This window comes from Nibrella viscosa (assembly GCF_039541875.1).
Lineage (GTDB): Bacteria > Bacteroidota > Bacteroidia > Cytophagales > Spirosomataceae > Nibrella > Nibrella viscosa.
Map to the genome: position 1 here is coordinate 18688 of NZ_BAABHB010000022.1, position 21357 is coordinate 40044.

Genomic DNA, 21357 nt, shown 5'->3' on the forward strand with positions numbered 1-21357 from the left:
ACTCCTTACTTCTCAGCCAGATTCACTCTGACCAATTTAACTATCCGGTAAGGTGTCTCCCTGTTTAGATCAGGGTATATCCGGCCGGCTCCGTTCTTGTCCACAACTTCGATAAAGTACATGAAGTCCCAGGTGGGATTGATGTGTTCGGCCGGCACCGTGGCGCTATACGCTCCTGCTTGTCCGGACGGCTGCATGGCCAGTGTCTGGTAGTCCAGTTCCTGATTTACATTTCGGTACCGTAACCGTACCCATTTGACCCCCGCCGGTGCATTCACCTTTACCGTCACGAGTAAAGGCTTGCCGGCCGGAGCGCTGATGATGGGTTGATGTATAATCTGAAAAGGCTGGCTGTTTATTAGTCCGGCCTGGCGTTTCACACCGGCTACTGCTTCAGCAACGGCGGTAGTTTTGGCGGAACTCATCTCAGACTTGATGCTGTTTCGCTTCTGTTCCAGGCCGGCAAGGCCCTTTTCCAGTGCCGTCAGTTCATCTTTCCAGTGTCCGCAGAGATCGGCCACACAGACCCCCAGCATCAGGTTATCCGTATACACATCGCCAGCGGCCGCTACCAGTTGCCGCCAGGCGTCAACGGCGGCTCGTTCACCGGCAATGGCCTCCGTCAGTGCCGCTACATCCTTTGTACGTTCATATATCCGGTACTGAACCGCGGCCGGTATGCGGCTCGCGTGGTAGAGTGCCAGCCTGGACAGGATCTTCAGGTCCGTTATGGTCGATATAAATTCTTTGTTTGCATTTTTTCCGGTGGCTTTTTCCGCTTCGACAATTAGCTTATCCACTGCGTCCGACGTCTGCTTAAACCACCGGCTATTGGCAGTTGGCAGTATTCTGGCGGTTTCACCGTTTTCTATACGCAGTTTGGCTTCTTCATCAAAGCTGGCAAATTGGGCCATATCGCTCAGCTCGGCTTTGGCAAACGCAGGCAGATCGCCGAGCCGCTGTTTTTCCGCCCAGCCCCGGGTGGTGGGGAAACTCGTGTACGGGTAACTGGAAGCGATAATGCGGGGGAGTATCCAGCTGGCCTGGTGGAGGGCTTTTTCGATGGCCGGAGCGGCTGCCGCACCAAACCGTCGCTCGAATTCTTTTTGCCAGACGGCCGGATCGGTATCCGGATTGTAGCCGATCCGGCCAAACACCTGAAAGAAGTGCCAGTACCGCTCGAATTCCCAATCGTAGTAGCGATAGGGCGGATTCAGCAGCGCAAAGGGCGGGGCATCATGCGGCTGGGCTTCCATTTTAGTCGCCAGAGGTTCGTTCACTTCGAAACCATCGCCATCATAAAGATGTGTACTTTCGGCAAACCGGCGGACATACTCCGGATCGCCCCACAGCAGGATTCGGGAGGTGCCCCCATTCCAAAGCCGCCAGTGGATTTTATACTTCTGGGGATACCGAAGCAGGTGGGCATAGCTATGACGAATCGGGCTCTTATCCGGATTAACCTGGGTGGGATGATACGGCATACCCATCTGCTCCATCCAGTATTTGGTGGTGATCCGGAAATGTACGCCGATATCCAGCGCACTTTGGATCACCGACTGAGGTAACTCCTTGGCCCGCAGGTCCAGCCGCAGATTGGGAGCCGTCGTCTTCATCATCCGAAAGACATCAGCCCAAAAACTTTCCTGCTCGCCCTCTTTCAGGCCGGATTCATTGTGCATCCGGAACTGAATAGCGTCCAGATCCGGCACTTGTCTGACAAACTTGGCCAGGGCGGCCTTCGTGTAAGCGGTCAGGTTGTCGGCCGTGACGCCCCAGACCAGACCGGGTACGGGTTGATCGGGTGCGTCCTTCGTTCCCGGAATACCACCGCCTTGTACACCGCCCCGGTAGATGTGGTCCCAAATGCCTACTGTAAACCGGATGCCCCGGTCATGCGCCATGTTGATCAGCCGGTTGAAAGCCGCCAGGTTACGTTGCTGTTCCTGCGGTTTGATGCCTACCATTCGCACGTCCGGGAACCCCTCTACATCGAAAAAATAAGGAAAACACGGGGCTAGAAAGCCCCCATTTTCGTAGCCGAAGATCACAACCAGGGTATTGAACCGGTTCTGCGCCAGCATATCGAGGTAACGTGCCCAATAGGCTTCATCATAGAACCGGGTTTCCCAGTACGCCCGGTTCATCGTGTAAATAGACATGGCGCGCTCACTTACCGCCGGCTTCTCGGTTATTTCTTTCACCTCACGCAGGGGGGCATTCCGGTCCGTACTCCAGCCAATGCGGTCGGCAATATCTAAGAGACCATACATCAGCCCGCGGTCATCTGAGCCGCCAACCACCCAAACCGGTTTTTTTGCCAGGGTTGTCTTCCAGATGGTCAACGCTTCAGGCTCCGCAGGTACCGCACGGCCCTTCAGCAGGCGGGCCGCCACTCCCTCTCCAGTCGCAAGCCCGGCTACCAGCAAGAGCTTTCCACGGGCCTGGTCCGTAGCGCTGACAGTTTCAAAGGCAATGCGTTTAGCCTGTAATGCCTGGGTTACTTTATGAAGGCCATGCGCCACGGCAGCACCAGGTGTCTTGTCAATTACTACCGAGACCTCCGGCGTTGCCGTGGCGGCTTCGGCAACATGGTAACCAAGCAGCCATGCTACCGTGACCTGAAGAAGAAACCATTTTGCACTATAATATTTATTGTTCATGACGTGTCGGGTTAAGGTATGCTTATTCACGACTGGTAATTACAGACTGACGTACCATGAAATAAGGCTGGCTGGTCAACGCTTTGTTAAAGCCGGGATACAGCAAAGTCGATGTAGGGTTTTCTCTGAATTCAAAATAGTACTGCAAAGGATAAGGTGAGTTGGTGTACGCTGCCGGAATGGTTGCCCGGTACCGCTGCCCAACCACCTGCATATCTACCGACTCATAGCGCTCTGCCTGATTAACGTGCCGATAATACAGCCGGGCAGCGGCAGGCATTTTCTCAAACGACAGTTCTACGTCGATGGGCTGACCAACTTGATAGGACAGCGGTGGAGTATGGGTGCAGGAGATCACTCGTTGCCGGGGGCGGCCCAGCGCTTCCTGAACGGCCAGCCGCGCCCGACTGTCCTGAGAAGCGGTGCTGTTTTTATGCTGATCCAGTTTGGTCGCCATAGCCGCAATGTCCTGATCCATGGCCGGCAGGCGGTCGAGCCAGTGACCCCGTAAAAAAGCTCTTTCGCCAACGGTAATATCGGGCTTGTACACCCCTCTGGCGCGGTTGGCCAGATCAGCCCAGACGGCGCGGGCCTGTCGGTACTGCTGTAAAGCCTGTTTCAGCGCATCGACATCTCCGGTTTGTTCAAAGATGCCGTACAGGACGCCGGCGCGGAACTTGCCGGCAAAGAAACGGCCCAGACCGATCTGCATGGTAACGTCAATGGCCATACGCCGAAATTCAGGGCTTTTCCGGCCGGCTGCTTTCAGTTCTGCCTGTTTCAGATGCCTGTCTGCTTCGGCAGCATAATCCTCCAGCCACTGAGCCGTTTCAACAGGCGTATATTTGCCGCTTCGATCGCCTTTCAACAACTCCTTTACGTACGCATTGATGGCTAAAAACAACTGAGGGTCCAGCGGACTGACGTTCCCAAACACTTTGGGAGCCGGCGTATCGTAGAGATGGGTTAGATTTCCGTTGATCGTCGGATCAACAATTGGCTGATTGGTGTACATCTCCGGCCAGTAGGTGTTGTTGCCCGCCGACGTACCGTGGGTGGTCAGGACGATGGGCAGGATGCGGGTGGCATTTGCCAGCGCCTGTTCTACATCGCCTGCTCCGGGCCCAAACTGCTTCCGCAGGTAGCGTTGCCAGGTATCCGGCTCAGCGTCGGGATTGTAGAGCAACCGGCCAAAGACACGGAGACTGTACTGGTACTTCTCCCAATCCCAGCGGGGTTCCAGCGTGGCATCCGAATACCCACAGCGTCCGCCGGCAATACCGGTTCCCCGGCGGCCTTTAAAGGAAAGCGGTTCCATTAGCTCTACACCGGCACTACCGCTAAAGCTAAAGGCGCGGGCGTGTGCGGCCCCGGTCACCGGGTCGCCCCACAATAGCAGGCGCTGGGTGCCGGGCCAGATGCGGTGTACTACGTCATAGGGGCGATTCTCCCGTAAAAGATCGCCGTACCCATACCGCATAAAGCTACGCGACCCTTCACTGAGGTTCATCAACGTCGATGTTTTCTTTTTCGGATCAGGCACTTCGAGGGCGCGAATATCGGCCTGGTGGTAAGGCATGCCCATGTGCTCAGCCCAGTACTTTGGGGAGATCGTAATGGGCAGACCCGTATCCACGGCTGAATCGATCATGGTCTGATCCATACCTTTGGAATGCATATCAATTTCTACTTTTCGCCCACAGGTCGCTACCCCCTCAAATACGGTCTTCCAGAACTGATAACTCCCTTCGTTGACCCCGCTTTCGCCGTGAACGCGAAAGGTCACTCCACTAATAGCCGGGCAGGCCTGAAGCAGCGCCCGTACCGCATCGCGGCAGTAGGCTCCGTGATTCTCCGGGGTTAGGCCTGCAATGGTGTAATTTGGCGTTGGGCTGTCCAGCCACTCGTAACCATGCATCCAGAGACCAAGCTGAAACTTCATTCCCCGGGCGACGGTCTGCTCGCTGATAAATTTCAGCATAGCCAGGTTTTTGTCCCGCTCGGCATCCGATAATTCCGGTACCCGCACGTTATAGCCGGGCACCGAAAGCAGGAAGGGATAGGCAAATAGAAAGTACGCATCGGTTACGTTTCGCAGGAAGTCGTATCCAATCCCCAGACTCAGGTTAAACCGGTTATAGCGCTGGGCAGCCAGCATAGTCAGGTAGTGGGGCCACATCTCCCGGTCGTTGTACCAGGGTTTGTCTTCCACTTCGCTTACAAAAAGCCGGGTCAGGCTTCGGACCGTATTAGCCGGCCGCTCTACTATACTCTTCGGAATGGCCAAAGCCGATACCGGCTGGGGTTCGTATTGGACCCGGTCAGCCAGTTCGAGCAAAGCGTATACCAGCCCCCGTTCGTCATGACCGCAGGCCAATGATACGGATCTGCCGGCTGCCTTCCCCGACACTAAGCCTAATGCTTCGGCTACCGCCGGTATCTTTAGGTTGGCCGCGCCAAGGATCGGTTGGGCCAGGGCAGACTGAGCGCCGGCTACAACCAGGCAAATATCACTGCCGGCCGCCTGTGACAGGTTGGCCAGCCGCCGTACAACAACCCCCCTGGCTTGTAGCGACTTCTCCAGTTCCCGAATCGCCCACTGCGCCGACGACGAGCCGGCGATACGATCAGTTGGATCAGAAACTATGGCTACCGCGTTAGCCTGTATAGCTGGAAGCCCTGTAAAGCCACTTCCGAGTGTGGTAATTCCGGCAACTTTCAAGAAATGACGGCGGCTGAGATAACCTCCGTCAACTGTATCCTCCGGTTCCTTTATCATGTTGAAAAGCGACTATTGTGGGGTTTAGGTTGAATCCTTTGCGACCTGATACGAAATCATTTTGCTTACTCGTAGCCGGGATTTTGGGCAAAAACATTGCGGTTATTTATGATTTCCAATTCGCTCAGGGGGATTGGGAAAACCGTCATATGCGGCTTCATGCCAAACGGAGCCATCACGGCGAGCGCCCGGCCGGTTCTGACCAGATCAAACCATCTGTGCCCCTCCAGATACAGTTCCAGCCGTCGCTCCAGATAAATTTTCTCCCGGGTCTCTTCTTTGCTCAGCCCGGTGTATCCTGCCAAGCCTGCCCGCTGGCGAACCTGATTCAGATAAGTAAGCGCTTCCGTTGTTTTGCCGTTTTCATTCATAGCCTCCGCCAGCATCAGCAACACATCGGCATAGCGGATAACCTTCCAGTTTGCCGGGCTGTCGTTATTCGCTTTGAGCGGAGCCATGTATTTTTTGGAAAAGGACGTCACGCCCGTTGTCGACAAGGGAACAAACTTGCCGTCCAGCCCCATGACACCTTTCGCCACACTTACATCTTTTCGCAGGTCTTTCGGATCAAAGGCGTCAAACAGCGCAGCCGTAGGATTACCACCGCTGGCGGCTGTGGCTCCGGGCAGAATACCATAAATTCTGGTAAGTTCATCGACCAGCGGCTTTCCACCCGATTGAAACTCCAGCGTAAAGGTGTTGGTGAAGGTACTGCCCAGGCCCAACCCTCCGGCTATATATTCAATGTCATAGATGTATTCACTGTGGTGCTCATCTTTGGTGTAATCGAACAGGTCATTGTAGTTTTTGAGCAGCGAATACCCTAGGGTCGTTACTTCTTTCAGTTTTTCTTCTGCTTTCGCGAAATCTTTACGGGTCAGGTAAACTTTGCCCAATAAAGCCTTTGCGGCTCCTCTGGTTGCCCTTCCTACATCGGTGCCGGTGTATTTGACCGGTAACTTGGTTTCGGCATCCAGCAAATCTTTGATTATAATTTCCTCATAAATTTTGTCTGCTTTTTCCCGCCCCGTCTTATAAGCCTCTTCTATGGTTATGGGTGTAGTGACCATAGGCAGGTCACCGAAAATGCGAACCAGGTTAAAGTAGGCTAAGGCCCGTAAGAATTTCGTTTCGCCGATATGCCGGTCTTTGTTTTTGACAATATTCGCGTCAGCATTGCCGATGCGGGCTAAAATCAGGTTTGCATTGGAAATGGCTTTGTAATAACCCCGCCAACTGCTTACCAGGATATTGTCGTTGAAGTCGGTGAGAAAGTTATCAACCCGAATCGACTCCAGCCCATTAGCCAGATCATGCTTGGCATCATCGCCCCGTAAATCACCAAACTGCCAGAAGTTCTGATAAGGTACCCGGAATCCGTTATACACACCGACTACGGCATCCTGAAAATCTTTATCTGTCTTGTACAGGGCGTCTACGCTCACCGTAGATACGGGATTCAGCTCAATAAAGTCCTTATTGCAGGACGTCATCAGGCAAAGAAAAAAGCCTAAAATCAACGATATACCTTTCATAATATGACAAGTCTTCTTGAGGTGGTCACTGGTAGATTAAAACGCAACATTCAAACCCAGGATTACACTCTTCGGCAGTGGGTAATCATTCAGGTCCATACCGGGCGTTAGCGGATTTTCACCATTGCTGACATCTGGGTTAAAACCGGTGTTGTTGGTGAAAATGAACGGGTTTGCGGAATTCAGGTAAATCCGGAGCGAGCTAAGCTTCGCTGCTTTCACCACCTTATCGGGCACCTGATAGCTTAACGAGATATTGTTGATCCTGAGGTAAGTTCCGGTGTCCAGCCAGCGGGTGCTGTATTCTCCCCGAACATTACCCGTAGGCGCATCGTTAGGGCGCGGTGTATTTCCGTCGCCGGGTTCCTGCTCCGAGCGCCAGTAATTGTTTTGTGAGGCCGCGTTTCTGAACCGGGATCTTGTCGCGTAGGTAGACCGCCGGCTCACGTTCAGGATCTGATTGCCGTGTACGCCCTGCAGACTAACACCTAAGCTGAGATTCCGATACGCGAAGTGGTTGGTCATGCCGTAGTAAAAGTCCGGGTAGGGAGAACCCATGATTGCTTTGTCGAAGCTGTTGATGACGCCATCGGGCTTACCATTGGGGCCGCTGACATCGACAAACCGCATATCACCGGGCCGGGAACGAGAGGCAGTGCCTGGGCTAAACACCGGTCCTTTATCCACTTCCGCCTGGTTCAAAAACACCCCGTCGGTTATCCAGCCGTAGAACATACCGATAGGCTGACCAATCATGGTAATGTGCCCGCCATTGATAATTGGATCGCCCGTAGGTCCCAGCCTGACAACTTTATTGCGGAAGGTAGAAATGTTGAAATCAGTGGTCCACTTTACCTTGTTGGTCAGGTTGACGGTACTTACCACGAATTCCCAGCCGGTATTCTGGACTTCGCCAATATTCTTGAGCGCCGTACTGAAGCCGGTAATACCTGGGGTGTTGACGTTCAGCAACAGATTGGTATTGCGGGAGATAAAATAATCGACATTCAACCGAAGACGATTATTGAAAAAGGCGGCATCGACACCTGTATTAAACTGTTGTTGCTTTTCCCAGGTTAGTAAGGGATTCGATAAGCGACCGGGAATAAACCCGGCGGCCGGCACTTCGCCAAATGGATATTTCTGGTAGTCAATGGTCGCATAATGCTCGTAGTTCCCAATATTGTTATTACCTGTTTCGCCATAGCTGGTTCTAACCTTAAGCTCACTGATCGCCCGGATATTCTTTAGAAAATTTTCATCCGAAATCCGCCAGGCCAGAGCTGTAGACGGAAAAACGCCATACTTATTATTGCTGCCGAAGCGCGATGACCCATCCGTACGAATTGACGCGGTAAGGTAGTACTTACTGGCGAAGTTATAATTGACCCTGGCTAGATAAGAAACCAGCGACCATTGATACTGATCCGAGGAGCCATTGGTTAAAATACCACTCACCGCACTCAGCGTAGGCACCAGGTTGTTGGGATACTTATTGCTGAACAGGAAATTGGATTGACCCGTTTCTTTTTGAGCCGTAAAGCCGGCTAGTCCGGTAATCGAGTGATTACCAAAACTTTTGTTGTAATTCAGCGTGTATTCGGTAAGCCAGTTATAGCTCATAAACGAGTCATCGGTACCAGAAGCCGGCTCATTGAAAAAAGCCGGTAACTGGGGCACAAACCGAAGTCCCCGGCTGCTGGCCAGGGTACCTCCCAGCAGGATATTGAACTTTAAATCGTCGAGGATCTTGTATTCCAGGTTGACATTACCCAGGAAGCCAATTCGTTTCTGATTGTCTTTTATTTCTCTGGCCAGCGCAGCCGGATTGTTAAAGTTTCCGACCGCTTCCAATCCATTGTACCAGAAGTAATCACCGTTTGCGTCGTAAATCGGATAAAAGGGATTAACTGAGGTGGCCGCTCCCATAATGCTGAAATCTCCGGCTCCAACCGTTACGCCACTGGACCGCACATTATTCTTATCGATAAAAGATGGGTTAACGCTGAGTTTCACCGCCAGTCGTTCCGTTAATTTCGCATCCACATTGGCCCGGAGCGAATACCGTTTGAAGGTACTGTTTATGATAAGACCCTCCTGGTTCAGGTATTCACCACTGACCGAGTATTTTACGTTTTCGGTACCACCGGTAGCTGATAGCTGATATTGCTGCTGGGGAGCAACGCGCAACACCTCATCCAGCGGCTCAACATCGGTAGTATTCCGACCTTCCAGTACATCAATGATCAGTTGAGGCACTTTGAAGTTCCACGTATTTGGTGGGCCTGAAACATTGTGCCCGGCATCAATATTCCGGTTTTTTACGCCATCGTAAAAGTACTGGGCCTGTTCCCGGGCGGTCATGAACTTGGGCGTTTTTGAGACCTTTTGCAAGCCGTAAAAGGTGTCAAACGTAATGGTAGCCTTACCTGCTTTTCCTCGTTTGGTATTAATAATGATGACACCGTTCGAGCCCCTCGATCCATAGATAGCCGTGGCCGAGGCATCTTTAAGAATGTCGATGCTCTCAATATCATTGGGGTTCAACGTTTCAATCGTCTGCGTGGGAAAGCCATCGACAACATATAGCGGACCAGAACCGGCCGAAATACTGCCAATGCCCCGGACGCGGATCTGGGGAGCCGCGCCCGGCTCCCCGGTTACCGGCTTCACCTGAACACCCGCTACTTTTCCGAGCAGCGCCTGATCAATCCGGGTTACGGCCAGTTCTTTAATGTCTTTACTATCAACAGATCCTACGGCCCCTGTCAGATCCTTTCTTTTCTGGGTACCGTAACCTACCACTACCACCTCACTTAAGGCTTTGCTCTCAATAACCATCGACAGGGAAATGGTCGATTTAGAACCCACTTCCACTTCTCTGGTCTGGTATCCGATAAAGCTGAACACCAAAATTGCCGATGCATCAGGTACGTCCAGCTGGTAGTTTCCCTCTGCGTTGGTGGTAGTCCCTCGTTGCGTTCCCTTAACCACTACACTGACGCCCGGCAGACCCTGCCCCTGCTCATCTTTTACCGTACCCGTAATTTTTCGGTCTGCATGGTTGGTCTCTAAAGCCAGATTAAGTCCTTTTTGCTGCAAGTCTTTTTCTGCATTCCCGCCGGTAAAGGCGCTTTCGTTGCGGACCAGCAGCGTTTGCTCTGTAAGCTCAACCTGCACAGTTTCCCGATTTCTCCGATTACCAGCCAGAATGATGTAAGAGCTTTCGTTGATTTTTTTGTGGCGAAGGCCCAGCGGCTTGAGCATCGTTTCCAACTGGCGTTCGAGCCTGCCCTCCCGGCTTAATAGCGCCGATGAAACGGTTAACCCGTCTACCGTTTTCAGTTCGTAGGCAATCTCCACCTTGTATTTGTCTTTCAGCGCATTCAGCGCATCCCGGAGTAACACGGGCTTATTATCAGTTTTCAGGGGCTGTTCCCAGGTATCCAGTGGCCGGGTAAGCGTGGCCGGTAAACCAGGTGAACAAATTAGCTGTAACGGTAGGATCCATACGAGCCATTGTTTCAGTAATCGTTTTGTTCTCATAGCGGGTTTAGGATTTATAGGCTTTGAAGTAATGAATCAATTCGCTTCTTTTTCTGCCATTTGGACGGTCCGGCCCTCCCGAACGACATTGATGTCCAGCAGTTCAGACAGGGTCTGGAGCAGTTCGTCAATGTTGTTGGCTTTAAAAGAACCCATAAGTACACGCCGGGGTAACTCTGTTCCTTTAATGGTGATCTCCAGATCATAGCTCCTCTGAAGCAGGACGGCAACGTCCGCCAGGGTCATTTCGTCAAAGACAAATCGGCGGGATTTCTGGAAGTCATAGGCATCAGCCTCGCTGGCGGTTTTAACGTCGGCATGGTTGCGCTGATCGAGCGTCACCAGGTCACCGGGTTTCATAACCACCTGCTTGGGCACTTTATTTTCCAGGTACCGGAGCTGAACTTTCCCTTTTTTCAGGACTACTTTGGCTGTGTTCTGCCGGGCAGACAGGGTAAACTCGGTGCCTAATACAACCACATCAAGTTGCCTGGCCGTTTTGACAATAAAGGGCAGGTGATCAATGGTGTGGGTCACGGAGAAGTTAGCTTCCCCTTCCAGGGTTACTTCCCGGCTTTTACGCCCAAAACTCCAGCGGGGAACCCGTAATGACGAACGCGAATGGAGCGTTACCGTACTGCCATCTGCCAGATAAATAGCTTGCTGTTCACCGGCACTGGTCTGGTACGTTTTATAAATAATTTGATTCCGCATCAGCCAGGTGGTCAAACCAACTACCAGCACGGAGCAGGCGACCAGCCAGTACCACCGGTTTACTCCTCTGGCCGGTTCAGGCAGGTCATTTACCACAGCCTCGGCCGGGTTCAATGAAAGCGGAGAAGCCTCCATATACTGAATGAATTGCTGCAAAGGCTCCTCAAGCGGAGGAACATAGGGTGGGAATTGGAGTTCCCATTCCAGTTTCCACTGGTAATAAAGCTCCTGATTTGCTTCTTCGCGCAGCCACTCTTCGATCAGTCTCTTTTGCAGCGTTGTCGTTTTGTTGGCGTAGAAGTCGAAGATCATCTCTCTGTTTATTGGAGAAATCATAGTCGGTGAGATAGGTAAACCGATCAATATTTTTGTTGAAAACTCTAAACTTCCTTACAGGAATAGCAGGCAAAGTCCTGCCAGCAGCCAGTGAGTCCGAAGGCCGTGCCGTAGGACTGTTAAGGCCCTGGCAATCTGTACCTCTACAGTACGAACCGATAACTGGAGTTCGCGGGCAATGTCGGGCGCGGTCCGACCTTCAAACCGATTCAGAATAAAGATTTTCTGGCATTGGGGAGGCAGGCCGGCAACCAGCTCTTCCACTTTATGGCATAGTTCTTCATACCGCATTATGGGCTCCGGCAGATCTGAGGCTGATGTTTCCTGCTGACTGGCAGCCTCCAGCGAATCCATGTTTTTCAGTTCGGAGGCCAGATACTTGTAGGCTCTGTTCTGAACGCAGCGAAACAGGTAGGCTCGGTAGGATTGTGTAATGGATTCATAGGCACGGGTATTCCACAACGTATAAAATACATCCGCAACCAGATCCTCGGCCACATCTTTGGCGTAGACGAACCGGACCGCCAGGGTACACAACGGCCGGTAGTACAACCGAAAAAGCAATTCGCACCCTTTTTTAGGGTCTTCATCAAATGTCTTCCGGATAAAAAGTTCTGAATCGATCACTGTAGTTGAAGGCTCGTGGTGTACTGCCCCCAGCGTAGAGACCTGCCCAGTCAATGGCGTATAAGCGGGTGGAATCCCTGAGGGAGTTACAGGAAAGGCTGCTTGCATGGGCTTAGGGTTTAGGCAGGTTTAGAGACTTGCTTTCCTATAAGATCCTATTCAGACGTAAAGTACTTACGACATTTGAAAATTATTTAGAAAAAATTGTATAATATAACAGGCGTGTCCTAAAAAGCAAAGTGAGGACTGGCGCACCTGGTTTGCTGCATTACGTATTATTGTGTTTTTTTCAGGTACGTATTGGGGCTGGCTAAAAAGCCTGCCGTCAAGTCCGCTCTGCCTAAACCAACTGGGAAAAAGCTGGGCTGACAGGCAGGGCACTCTGGTCAAACCCTGCGCATGACGGATCACCTAGGAAAGTAAACGTGTACCCAAAAGTCATTGACCGTAATAAAAATCCAGCGGGTTGGGGTATTTGAAGGTATAGCCGGTAGTTTCCTTTACCTTTTTGCTGCTGATTATTTTGAATGCAATTGGCTCGTTTGGCTCTACGAACGTGGGCGGAGCATAACCAAAGTCTGCGCAGCTTTTTCGATATATTTCCTCGCGAGTAGGGTGTTCCGGCGCTACCACGTTGAACACGCCCGTTACGTGTTGCTCCAGCACGGATGTAATAATACCAACGGCATCGTCGCGGTGAATGTAGTTGACGGGTACGGCTCCGCTGTCTACGGTTTTTCCGGCGATATACTTTCCGGGAATACGGTCGTAGCCCATCAGGCCCCCACAGCGCAAAATAGTTGTCTGCCGTTCGGGCAACAGGCGCTGCACCAGTTGCTCCGCCTGCACCAGCGACGGAGCCGCCGATAGCTCCGGATTGGTTACAGCTTCTTCGGTCACTTCCCGACGCTGTTCAGGATACACGGACGTAGAACTAATATACAGCACCCACCGAACCGGCGACTGCCGTACCGCTTCTACAACCTGCTGAATCTGGGCCGGATGGAAATTATCTCCATAACGGCCGGCTTTGGGAGGGATGTCGATCAGCAGTATTTCGGCGTTGAGTAAATCGGCCAGGTTACCCTGCGGTTCATGAGTAAGCTGAACCTTGTAAGCGTCGATGCCTTTGGCGGTCAGCAGCGGTAGTTTTTCGGCGGAGGTGGTACTGCCTTTTACGGTATAGCCTTCGCTGAGTAACCTCTCGGCCAGCGGCAACCCTAGCCAGCCACAGCCTAATATACTGATTGTTGGATGCATGGCTGCAAAAATAAAAAAGCCGCAGCTTAGGCCACGGCTTTTTTGTAAGTGTATGCGATTGGCGGTTACCAGACGCGAATCCGGTCTTCCGGTGCTTTGTACATCTTATCGCCCGGCTGAACATTGAACGCCCGATACCAGGCGTCAATATTCGACACGGGTCCGTTGCAGCGGTAGCGACCCGGTGAGTGGGGGTCCGTAAGAATCAGCTGGGCTTGTGTTTCAGGTAACACATTTGCCCGCCAGATTTGCGCCCACGACAGGAAGAACCGCTGGTCGGGCGTAAAGCCGTTGATCTGCTCCTTCGACTGACCCTGCTTAGTCTTCTTGAAGGCATCGTAGGCAATGGCCAGCCCACCCAGGTCGGCCAGGTTTTCGCCCAGGGTCAGGCGACCATTTACACTCAGCGTATCCAGCACTTTGTAGCCGAAAAACTGAGCCGCTACTTTATCGGCCCGCAATTTGAAATTATCGGCGTCTTCTTTGGTCCACCAGTCGCGCAGGGTACCATCGGCGTCGTACTGACGGCCGGAATCGTCAAAACCATGCGTCATTTCGTGGCCGATTACGGCACCGATACCCCCGTAATTGATGGCATCATCGGCTTCCGCGTCGAAGAACGGGAACTGCAGGATACCCGCCGGGAAGGCAATTTCGTTGTTGACGGGGTTGTAATAGGCATTGATGGTCGGCGGGGTCATACCCCAGCGCGTGCGGTCGACGGGCTGGCCCAGACGGGTTACGTTGTAGTTATAGGCCCACTTACGCGCACTTTTCAGGTTACCGTAAAAATCGTTGCGGTTGATGGTTACGCCCTCGTAGGTTTCCCATTTGTCGGGATATCCGATTTTCCGTTTAAACGAAGTCAGCTTGGCCAGTGCCCGCTTCCTGGTTTCTGTACTCATCCAGTCGAGGCCGTTGATATGCTCTTTGAAAGAAGCTTCCAGGTTATCCACCAGCTTAATCATCCGCTCCTTCGCTTCCGGCTTGAAGTACATCTGCACGTACAACTGACCCAGCAGTTCACCCAGTTGCCGGTCGACCAGGCCACTAACGCGCTCCCAGCGGGGCGTCTGTACTTTCTGGCCCGTCAGCACCTTGCTGAACTCAAAGTTCTGCTTCACAAACGGGCTGCTCAGGTAAGGCGCGGCATCCGAAAGGATGTTCCATTTCATATAGGTCTTCCAGTCGGCAACCGGCGTAGCGGTCAACAGGCTATCGACCGAGCGGAAAAACGTCGGGTTGCTGACCATAATGGTATCCTGCTTTTTAGCCCCGAACTGGTCCAGAATGCGGCTCCAGTTGAGGTTCGGCGTGGTTTTCGAGAACTCCGATACTGTAAATTTATTATAGGTTTTCTGCGGGTCGCGCATCTCTACCCGGCTCATCTGTGCCTGGGCCAGGGCCGTTTCCAGCCGCAGCACCGTTGCTGCGCTTTGGGCGGCCTGCTGAGGGGTTTCGCCAACGAGGACAAACATCTTTGTCAGGTGGTCGCGGTAAGCGTCGCGCACCTGCCGGCTGCGGGCGTCATTTTTCAGGTAATAATCGCGGTCGGGAAGCGTGGTGCCGCCTTGTCCGAGCTGAGGCAGGTATTTGTTAACATTCCGGCGGTCCTGGCTAACACCAAAGCCGAACAGCATCCCATTGCCCTGCGTACGCTGGTACGCCATTTCGTCCAGGACACCGTTCAGGTTTTTTACGGCATCAATGCGGGTAAATTCCGGCTTGATGGGTGTATAGCCCAGTTTTTCGATGGTTACGCTATCCATACCACTGGCGTAGTAGTCGCCAACCATCTGCTGTAGCCGACCTTTGCTGGTATTTTTACCCGCATCTTCGAGCAGCGTTTTCAGCGCCTGAGCGCTTTTGTCGCGCAGTTCGTGGAAACTTCCCCAACTGGTTTTTGAGGCTGGTACCGGGTTCTTCTTTAACCAGTTTCCATTAGCGTAGGTGTAAAAATCATCGCCGGGTTTCACGCTCAGGTCCATGTTGTCCCGGTCAATATATTTCTTCTTAGGGTCTTTGTCCGGGGGCGTCATAGACAGCATTCCCGCAGACAAAACAGCCACCGCTAACAATGTGGTTTGTTTATTCATATTGTGATGAAATTGGATAAAAGGCGATTATTAATCTACAAAATTAATAGATTTTATCCAATCTTCCCACTTTAGTTAGATTTAACTACACCCGGCATAGCAGGCTTATAGTCAGTTACATACGTGCCGGTTTTGAACTGGTCGAACGGTTCTTTGTTGTGGAAGTTACCGGCAAAGTACGTAATAACCTGATGAAACACCCGCGGCTCCATATAACCGGCTACGGGTTGGATGAGCTGAAACTTCTCATCCATAAAAACGGTGCTGGGGTAACTGAGCTTGTTTTGGAGCAGACCGGCCGCGAGTTCATGAACCCCGCTGTTGCCGGAAGTCATGTATTTAAACGTATGTTCACCTAACGTAATGTCTTCTTTTTGCTCCGCATTCAGCTTAACCGGGTAAAAGTTTTCGTTGACGAAATCGATTATAGCCGGAGCGGTAAAGGTATTCTTATCCATCACCTTACACCAACCGCACCAGTCGGTATACACGTCGATAATAAACTTTTTAGGCTGCTTTTTATTGAGTGCGTACGCTTCCTCAATGGTCAGCCATTTTATTTTTTTGCTGCCTGATGCAGGCGTGTTCTGGCTGTACGCGGCAGATACGGTGAGCAGCAGAGCCAGGGCGAAGAGGAAGATTCGATGCATAACAAAAGCCGTCGGTTATTTTACAGTAACGAAATATACAACCTTTCTTCTATACTGTTCGCTCATATTCCTGAAATAGCTACGATAACAACTATAGTCTTACGTTTGTATTTACAGTTAGTCACCCGATTCCCTATGCAACGCTACCTATTTATCCACGGGTACATAGAAGACCCAACTATTTTCGACCAGTTGGTGCCACTTCTGCCGCCGGGCGACACACTTCGCCTGTCGGTGCGGGACGAACTGGCCCGGTGGCGACCTCAGGCACCCGTTGATGCCCGCTCACTGGCCCGCTACCTGTCGGAAACCTATTCAATAACAGCACAGGATGTGGTAATTGGTCACTCTATGGGGGGCTGGATTGCGGTGCAGATTAAAAATCTGACTGGTGCCACTACCGTACAGATCGGGTCTTATACCAATCCGCGTAAAGTGACTTTTCCTATTCAGCATGTGGGGGTGCTCAGGTGGATGGCTAAGCTAGGTCTTGCGCAAAGTATCTCCTTTGTAAACTGGGCAAAGAAAAAGTATCCATTTGAGGAATCCCGAGCGCTGTATAGCGCTTTACTTGACGAAATGCAACGGATGGACCGCACATATATTTACCAGCAAATGCGTATTTTATTTGCGCCGGTTCCGCCGTTGACCGTCAGCCCGGATCTGCGTATCCATAACCGCAGGGATAATATTGTGGCTCCTCCCGATGAATCCTATGCGGCCGTGCCGGGTGATCACTTTTGTCTGGTGTTTCACCCTTACGAGGTAGCGGCTCCCATCCGGACGCTACTTGAATAATAACAAACTACGTTACCTATGTCTATCTAACCCTTTATAGCCTATGCGTCAGTTAGCTTGTTGTATTTTGATAACAACCGTATGTTCTTTTGTTGTTGCCTGCCGCCAAAATACCGAAACAGCCGGTGACAACCAATCGGTAAGCGCTATCCTTTTCAGTGCCGACAGCCTGGCAAAAAACATCGCCATACTGGCGTCGGATGAATTCCAGGGCCGCATGCCATTTACGGAAGGCGAAACCAAAACCATTAACTACCTGAAAGCGCAGTTTGCAGCCGTCGGTGCCGAACCGGGCAATGGCGACAGCTATTTTCAGGATGTCCCGATGGTGAACATTTCCACTAAGGCTGCACCCACCATGCAGGTGCAGGGGCCTAAAGGCAGCTTTCAGCTGAAAGGCTATGACGATTACGTCATCTGGACCAACAAAGCCGACCCGGCCATTACGCTGGACAAAGCCGAACTGGTCTTTGCCGGCTACGGCGTAGTAGCCCCCGAATACAACTGGAACGACTATGCCGGTCTGGACGTGAAGGGTAAAGTGGTGCTGGTGCTGGTGAACGACCCTGGCTACAGCTCCGGCGACTCTACGCTGTTTAAAGGAAAAACCATGACCTATTACGGCCGCTGGACCTACAAGTTTGAAGAAGCCGCCCGGCAGGGTGCCAAAGGCTGCCTGATTGTGCATAATACCGAAGCCGCCAGCTACCCATTCAGCGTGGTACAAAACAACTGGAACGGCTCCCGGCTGCAACTCGACAACCGGGGTAAGAACGTACCCAACTGCGACGTCATCGGCTGGGTGTCGGAACCAACGGCGAACAAACTCCTGAGCGCAGCCGGGCTGAGCATGGCCTTGCTGGATAAAGCCAAACAGCGGGGCTTTAAGTCGGTTCCGCTGAACGTGTACCTGTCGACGAGCATGCAGGTAAAGGCTACCTACGATAAATCGCATAATGTTATTGCCAAAATTCCCGGCTCTACCCGCCCCGATGAGTACGTGATTTACTCAGCCCACTGGGACCACCTCGGCGTGGGCAAACCCGACGAAACCGGCGACTCTATTTATAACGGGGCTATTGATAATGCCAGCGCCACTGCCGGTTTAATAGAGCTTGCCCGCGCTTTCAACAATATGCAGCCTAAACCGGAGCGGACCATCGTGTTTCTGGCGGTTACCGCCGAGGAGCAGGGACTCTGGGGCTCGGCCTACTATGCCCTAAATCCGGTTTATCCCCTGGCCAAAACTGTGGCAAACATCAACATGGACGGGCTGAACGCCTTCGACAAGACTAAAGACATTATTGTAGTAGGTAGCGGACAGTCTGAACTGGAAGATATCCTGAATGAAGAAGCCAGGAAAAACGGGCGTTATATTACGGTTGAAACACATCCGGAAGCCGGCTACTATTACCGCTCCGACCACTTTAATTTCGCCAAAGTAGGTGTTCCAGCGCTGTACACCGAAACCGGCGTTGATGTGGAAGGCAAGGGTAAAGAATACGGCGAGAAGCTGGCCGACGAGTATCGGGAAAAACACTACCACCGTCCCTCCGACGAATACGATCCAAAGACCTGGACGCTGGCCGGAGCTATCGAGGACTTGAAGCTGATGTTCCAGGTCGGCAAACGCTTAGCCGCCGGCGACCAGTTGCCGCAGTGGAAACAGGGCTCCGAGTTTAAAGCCATTCGGGATAAGTCATTGGCAACTAAACAACAGCAATGATATTTACTCGTGAAAGAATGCCAGCAAATCACGCAGGCTGCTCAGTTGCACAAAGGATTTGCCGATCAACTGCTCTTCGTTAACCGTCTCATGCCCCCAGGTGATGTGGTAGGGTACATACACCGCTTTCGCTCCGATATGCACTACCGGCAGTATATCGGAGCGAAGCGAGTTACCAATCATCATAAACTCGTCGTTCTGCAAACCGTACCGTTTGATAATGCGCTGATAGGTACGCTCATCCTTCTCGCTGACGATTTCCATATGGTGGAAGTACGACCCCAACCCCGACCGGGCAATCTTACTCTCCTGGTCGAACAGGTCGCCTTTGGTCAGGACCATCAGCTCATAGCGGTGTGCCAGAGAGTCAAGTACTTCCCGCACGCCGTCCAGTAGCTCAATGGGGAAGTCCAGCAGGTGTTTGCCGGTATCGATAATTTGTTGAATCTCTCGGCCCGTCACCGCGCCGTTCGTCAGTTCAATGGCGGTCTCAATCATCGAGAGCATATAGCCCTTCGCTCCGTAACCAAACAGCTTCAGATTATTGATTTGCGTTTTGTAGAAGTGCGTTGATATGGTTTCGGCATCAATGTGGGCTTCCAGAATGGCGTGAATCTTCCTCTCAACATCTATATAGTTCGGCTCATTAACCCAGAGGGTATCGTCCGCGTCGAAGGCTATGATTTTGAGGTTTTGAGTAAGTTCAGAAGAAAGATTTGATTGTTGCATTGAAGGGGGAATTTTTAAATATTCTAGCGAACGGTTATAAAATTATGTTATTTGTTACTTATCTTAAAGCAACAATATTGATTTATTCACTTTACCTTACTAAAATGAGAAAATTTAGCCTTTATGTCTTTATAGCTGTTTGTATTTCCGGATTAGGAATTGAGCAAACATATGCGCAAACAAATATTAACTTAAGAGCAGGTATAAACTGGTCTCAGGCAAGATACCTTCACACTTTGAATAGTAGTCAAATAAGAGGACGTTACATTCCAGCATTCGTCGTTGGGTGGAATATAGGAATACCTGTGGAATTTAGTGTTACGGACCGCTTTGCTATACAACCAGAGTTTTCTATTGTTTCTAAAGGGTTTCAAACTCATACTCAATTTTATAGTTCATCTATTCCCCGTGAGATTATTAACTCTGCTTTACTTACAGTTCGTAAAACGAGTTTAGAAACTCCCGTAATGTTTAAGTATTATTTCTCCAATTCTTTTAATGGTATTTATGTAATGGCTGGACCAAGTATAGAGTGGTTTTTGCGGCAAAAGGACCAATACGTTATTTATCCTTTACAAGTTGGTGATGTTAAGGTTCAGGAATATAAATTTTCAGACCTGAATAATCGACTTAGAATAGGTTATGGGGCTGGTGTAGGGTTTATAAATAACCTAGGCTCTATCCCTGTTTTTATGGAGATTCGTTACCAAACTAGTTGGATAGAACCTAACTTTAAACATGTTTATGATTCAAACAGTGCTTTCACCTTTTCAGTAGGTGCCAGAATCTCAAAACTAAAAAAACTATAAACTGAATCAGCATTTTTCGGACTCTAATACGATTTTACTCTTACTACGCATTACCTTGTTGAGCCGATTCTAATGTAAAACTTGTTCAATATGAGTAGAATGTTAAATCGTTTTAGCATGATTTAGGATAATCAGTTGCAGGTTATGCATCAAGGCCAAATGAATATTAAAACAGATTGAGGGTATATACTGAAGCATATACCCTCAATCTGTTTTAATATTTAACGAATTATTACTCTCTCCTTATAAACCTTATCTGCAATCTGAATGTGTAAATAATAAGTTCCAGGCTTCTGGCCTTTAACATTCAGGTCTACATTCTTTGACTTCATAAAATGGTGATTAGCTTTAGCCGATGCAACATCATAAGACCTAACAGCCTGCCCCTTGTCATCATATAAAACTACACTATTGAGAAGGTCTTCTGCAAGTTCTTTATAATCAAAAGAAACAGTTAGTATATCATCGGTAGGGTTTGGATATACCATACTATAACCTGAATATCCGGAATTTTGCAAATAAAAAATATAACTCTCACCCGTTCCATATTGGTTTGATGTTGTCACTGTCACCCTCATGAAATTATCTGTAGAAGCGTTACAACTGTTAAAATTAGGGTATATGTAACCACTTCCACCATCAATGTACCAATTATAGGAAGTTGCGGTATTATCTGAGTCTGCAACTAAAAATGCTGAACCATTGATATAATTTGGATATTGGGAGTTGTTCCCATTAACTAACTTAGTTTTTATATAAGGTGACCCAACAGCAATTGATGCAGTATTCGTAGCGCAACTGTTACTTGCGCTCACATTCAATCTACCTCCAAATAATTGAGTACTAATTGTAGCAGATGTACCACCTGAATAAGAAGTAGAGCCATTTACTTGTAAACCTCCTAAAGTTTGCCAAACTACAGAGTTGTAAGCACCGTCTATGCTTACAGCATATGTATTAGATTTAATACTGTGAGCAGTTATAGGCTCGATTTGGAAAAATGACAAAAGGGTCGTAAGGTTGAAATCCCCATTCCTCCCCAACGACCCATGAGCATCGAAGCGATTCTCAAGCCAATATTGGCTAAAC

Annotated in this window: 14 protein-coding genes; 3 read left to right on the forward strand and 11 right to left on the reverse strand. The window is 50.5% G+C overall.

The window, feature by feature from the left end; genetic code table 11:
• Positions 1-5: 5 nt before the first annotated feature.
• The 9 genes from ABD931_RS28170 to ABD931_RS28210 all read right to left on the reverse strand — a co-directional run bounded on the left by ABD931_RS28170 (position 6) and on the right by ABD931_RS28210 (position 16206).
• Positions 6-2663, reverse strand: a complete 2658-nt coding sequence (locus ABD931_RS28170) for a hypothetical protein (protein ID WP_345271418.1) — start codon at positions 2661-2663, stop codon at positions 6-8.
• A 22-nt stretch (positions 2664-2685) separates the two neighbouring features.
• On the reverse strand, positions 2686-5385 hold the full coding sequence (locus ABD931_RS28175) for a hypothetical protein (protein WP_345271419.1): 2700 nt from the start codon (positions 5383-5385) through the stop codon (positions 2686-2688).
• A 122-nt stretch (positions 5386-5507) separates the two neighbouring features.
• A complete protein-coding gene (locus tag ABD931_RS28180; RefSeq protein WP_345271420.1) occupies positions 5508-6977 on the reverse strand; it encodes a RagB/SusD family nutrient uptake outer membrane protein in 1470 nt (489 codons plus the stop codon).
• Positions 6978-7013: 36 nt separating this feature from the next.
• The gene (locus ABD931_RS28185; RefSeq protein WP_345271421.1) at positions 7014-10523 is read right to left on the reverse strand and encodes a SusC/RagA family TonB-linked outer membrane protein; all 3510 of its coding nucleotides are present in this window, start codon (positions 10521-10523) and stop codon (positions 7014-7016) included.
• Between the two features lie 36 nt (positions 10524-10559).
• Complete coding sequence (locus ABD931_RS28190; RefSeq protein WP_345271422.1) at positions 10560-11573, reverse strand: FecR family protein; 1014 nt, start codon at positions 11571-11573, stop codon at positions 10560-10562.
• 54 nt (positions 11574-11627) lie between these two features.
• Positions 11628-12308: an RNA polymerase sigma-70 factor gene (locus ABD931_RS28195; protein WP_345271423.1), complete on the reverse strand. Its 681-nt coding sequence runs from the start codon at positions 12306-12308 to the stop codon at positions 11628-11630.
• Positions 12309-12638: 330 nt separating this feature from the next.
• Positions 12639-13460, reverse strand: a complete 822-nt coding sequence (locus tag ABD931_RS28200) for an SDR family oxidoreductase (RefSeq protein WP_345271424.1) — start codon at positions 13458-13460, stop codon at positions 12639-12641.
• A gap of 65 nt (positions 13461-13525) precedes the next feature.
• Positions 13526-15556, reverse strand: coding sequence for a M13 family metallopeptidase (locus tag ABD931_RS28205; protein WP_345271425.1), 2031 nt, complete (start codon positions 15554-15556; stop codon positions 13526-13528).
• A gap of 71 nt (positions 15557-15627) precedes the next feature.
• A complete protein-coding gene (locus ABD931_RS28210; protein ID WP_345271426.1) occupies positions 15628-16206 on the reverse strand; it encodes a thioredoxin family protein in 579 nt (192 codons plus the stop codon).
• A gap of 135 nt (positions 16207-16341) precedes the next feature.
• On the opposite strand from ABD931_RS28210, the gene ABD931_RS28215 reads away from it, so the two are divergent.
• Both ABD931_RS28215 and ABD931_RS28220 read left to right on the forward strand, forming a co-directional pair.
• Positions 16342-17004 carry an alpha/beta fold hydrolase gene (locus ABD931_RS28215; RefSeq protein ID WP_345271427.1) on the forward strand — a complete coding sequence of 221 codons (663 nt, stop codon included), beginning with the start codon at positions 16342-16344 and terminating at the stop codon, positions 17002-17004.
• Between the two features lie 67 nt (positions 17005-17071).
• Positions 17072-18730: a M28 family metallopeptidase gene (locus ABD931_RS28220; RefSeq protein ID WP_345271428.1), complete on the forward strand. Its 1659-nt coding sequence runs from the start codon at positions 17072-17074 to the stop codon at positions 18728-18730.
• A gap of 3 nt (positions 18731-18733) precedes the next feature.
• Here the strand turns inward: ABD931_RS28220 and ABD931_RS28225 are convergent, their stop codons facing one another.
• Positions 18734-19459, reverse strand: a complete 726-nt coding sequence (locus ABD931_RS28225) for an HAD family hydrolase (protein ID WP_345271430.1) — start codon at positions 19457-19459, stop codon at positions 18734-18736.
• Here ABD931_RS28225 and ABD931_RS28230 point away from each other — a divergent pair.
• Positions 19447-20268: an outer membrane beta-barrel protein gene (locus ABD931_RS28230; protein WP_345271431.1), complete on the forward strand. Its 822-nt coding sequence runs from the start codon at positions 19447-19449 to the stop codon at positions 20266-20268. The two genes, ABD931_RS28225 and ABD931_RS28230, sit on opposite strands and share 13 nt — an antisense overlap.
• Before the next feature lie 221 nt (positions 20269-20489).
• Here ABD931_RS28230 and ABD931_RS28235 read toward each other — a convergent pair.
• Positions 20490-21357: T9SS type A sorting domain-containing protein (locus tag ABD931_RS28235; protein ID WP_345271433.1), on the reverse strand; the 868-nt coding region annotated here is incomplete at its 5' end.

What these genes read in the sequence shown, in the direction of transcription:
- ABD931_RS28200 (WP_345271424.1), bottom strand. Translation starts at nt 13,460, where the DNA reads ATGCATCCAACAATCAGTATATTAGGCTGTGGCTGGCTAGGGTTGCCG.
- ABD931_RS28225 (WP_345271430.1), bottom strand. Translation starts at nt 19,459, where the DNA reads ATGCAACAATCAAATCTTTCTTCTGAACTTACTCAAAACCTCAAAATC.
- ABD931_RS28180 (WP_345271420.1), bottom strand. Translation starts at nt 6,977, where the DNA reads ATGAAAGGTATATCGTTGATTTTAGGCTTTTTTCTTTGCCTGATGACG.
- ABD931_RS28185 (WP_345271421.1), bottom strand. Translation starts at nt 10,523, where the DNA reads ATGAGAACAAAACGATTACTGAAACAATGGCTCGTATGGATCCTACCG.
- ABD931_RS28215 (WP_345271427.1), top strand. Translation starts at nt 16,342, where the DNA reads ATGCAACGCTACCTATTTATCCACGGGTACATAGAAGACCCAACTATT.
- ABD931_RS28190 (WP_345271422.1), bottom strand. Translation starts at nt 11,573, where the DNA reads ATGATTTCTCCAATAAACAGAGAGATGATCTTCGACTTCTACGCCAAC.
- ABD931_RS28195 (WP_345271423.1), bottom strand. Translation starts at nt 12,308, where the DNA reads ATGCAAGCAGCCTTTCCTGTAACTCCCTCAGGGATTCCACCCGCTTAT.
- ABD931_RS28210 (WP_345271426.1), bottom strand. Translation starts at nt 16,206, where the DNA reads ATGCATCGAATCTTCCTCTTCGCCCTGGCTCTGCTGCTCACCGTATCT.
- ABD931_RS28170 (WP_345271418.1), bottom strand. Translation starts at nt 2,663, where the DNA reads ATGAACAATAAATATTATAGTGCAAAATGGTTTCTTCTTCAGGTCACG.
- ABD931_RS28205 (WP_345271425.1), bottom strand. Translation starts at nt 15,556, where the DNA reads ATGAATAAACAAACCACATTGTTAGCGGTGGCTGTTTTGTCTGCGGGA.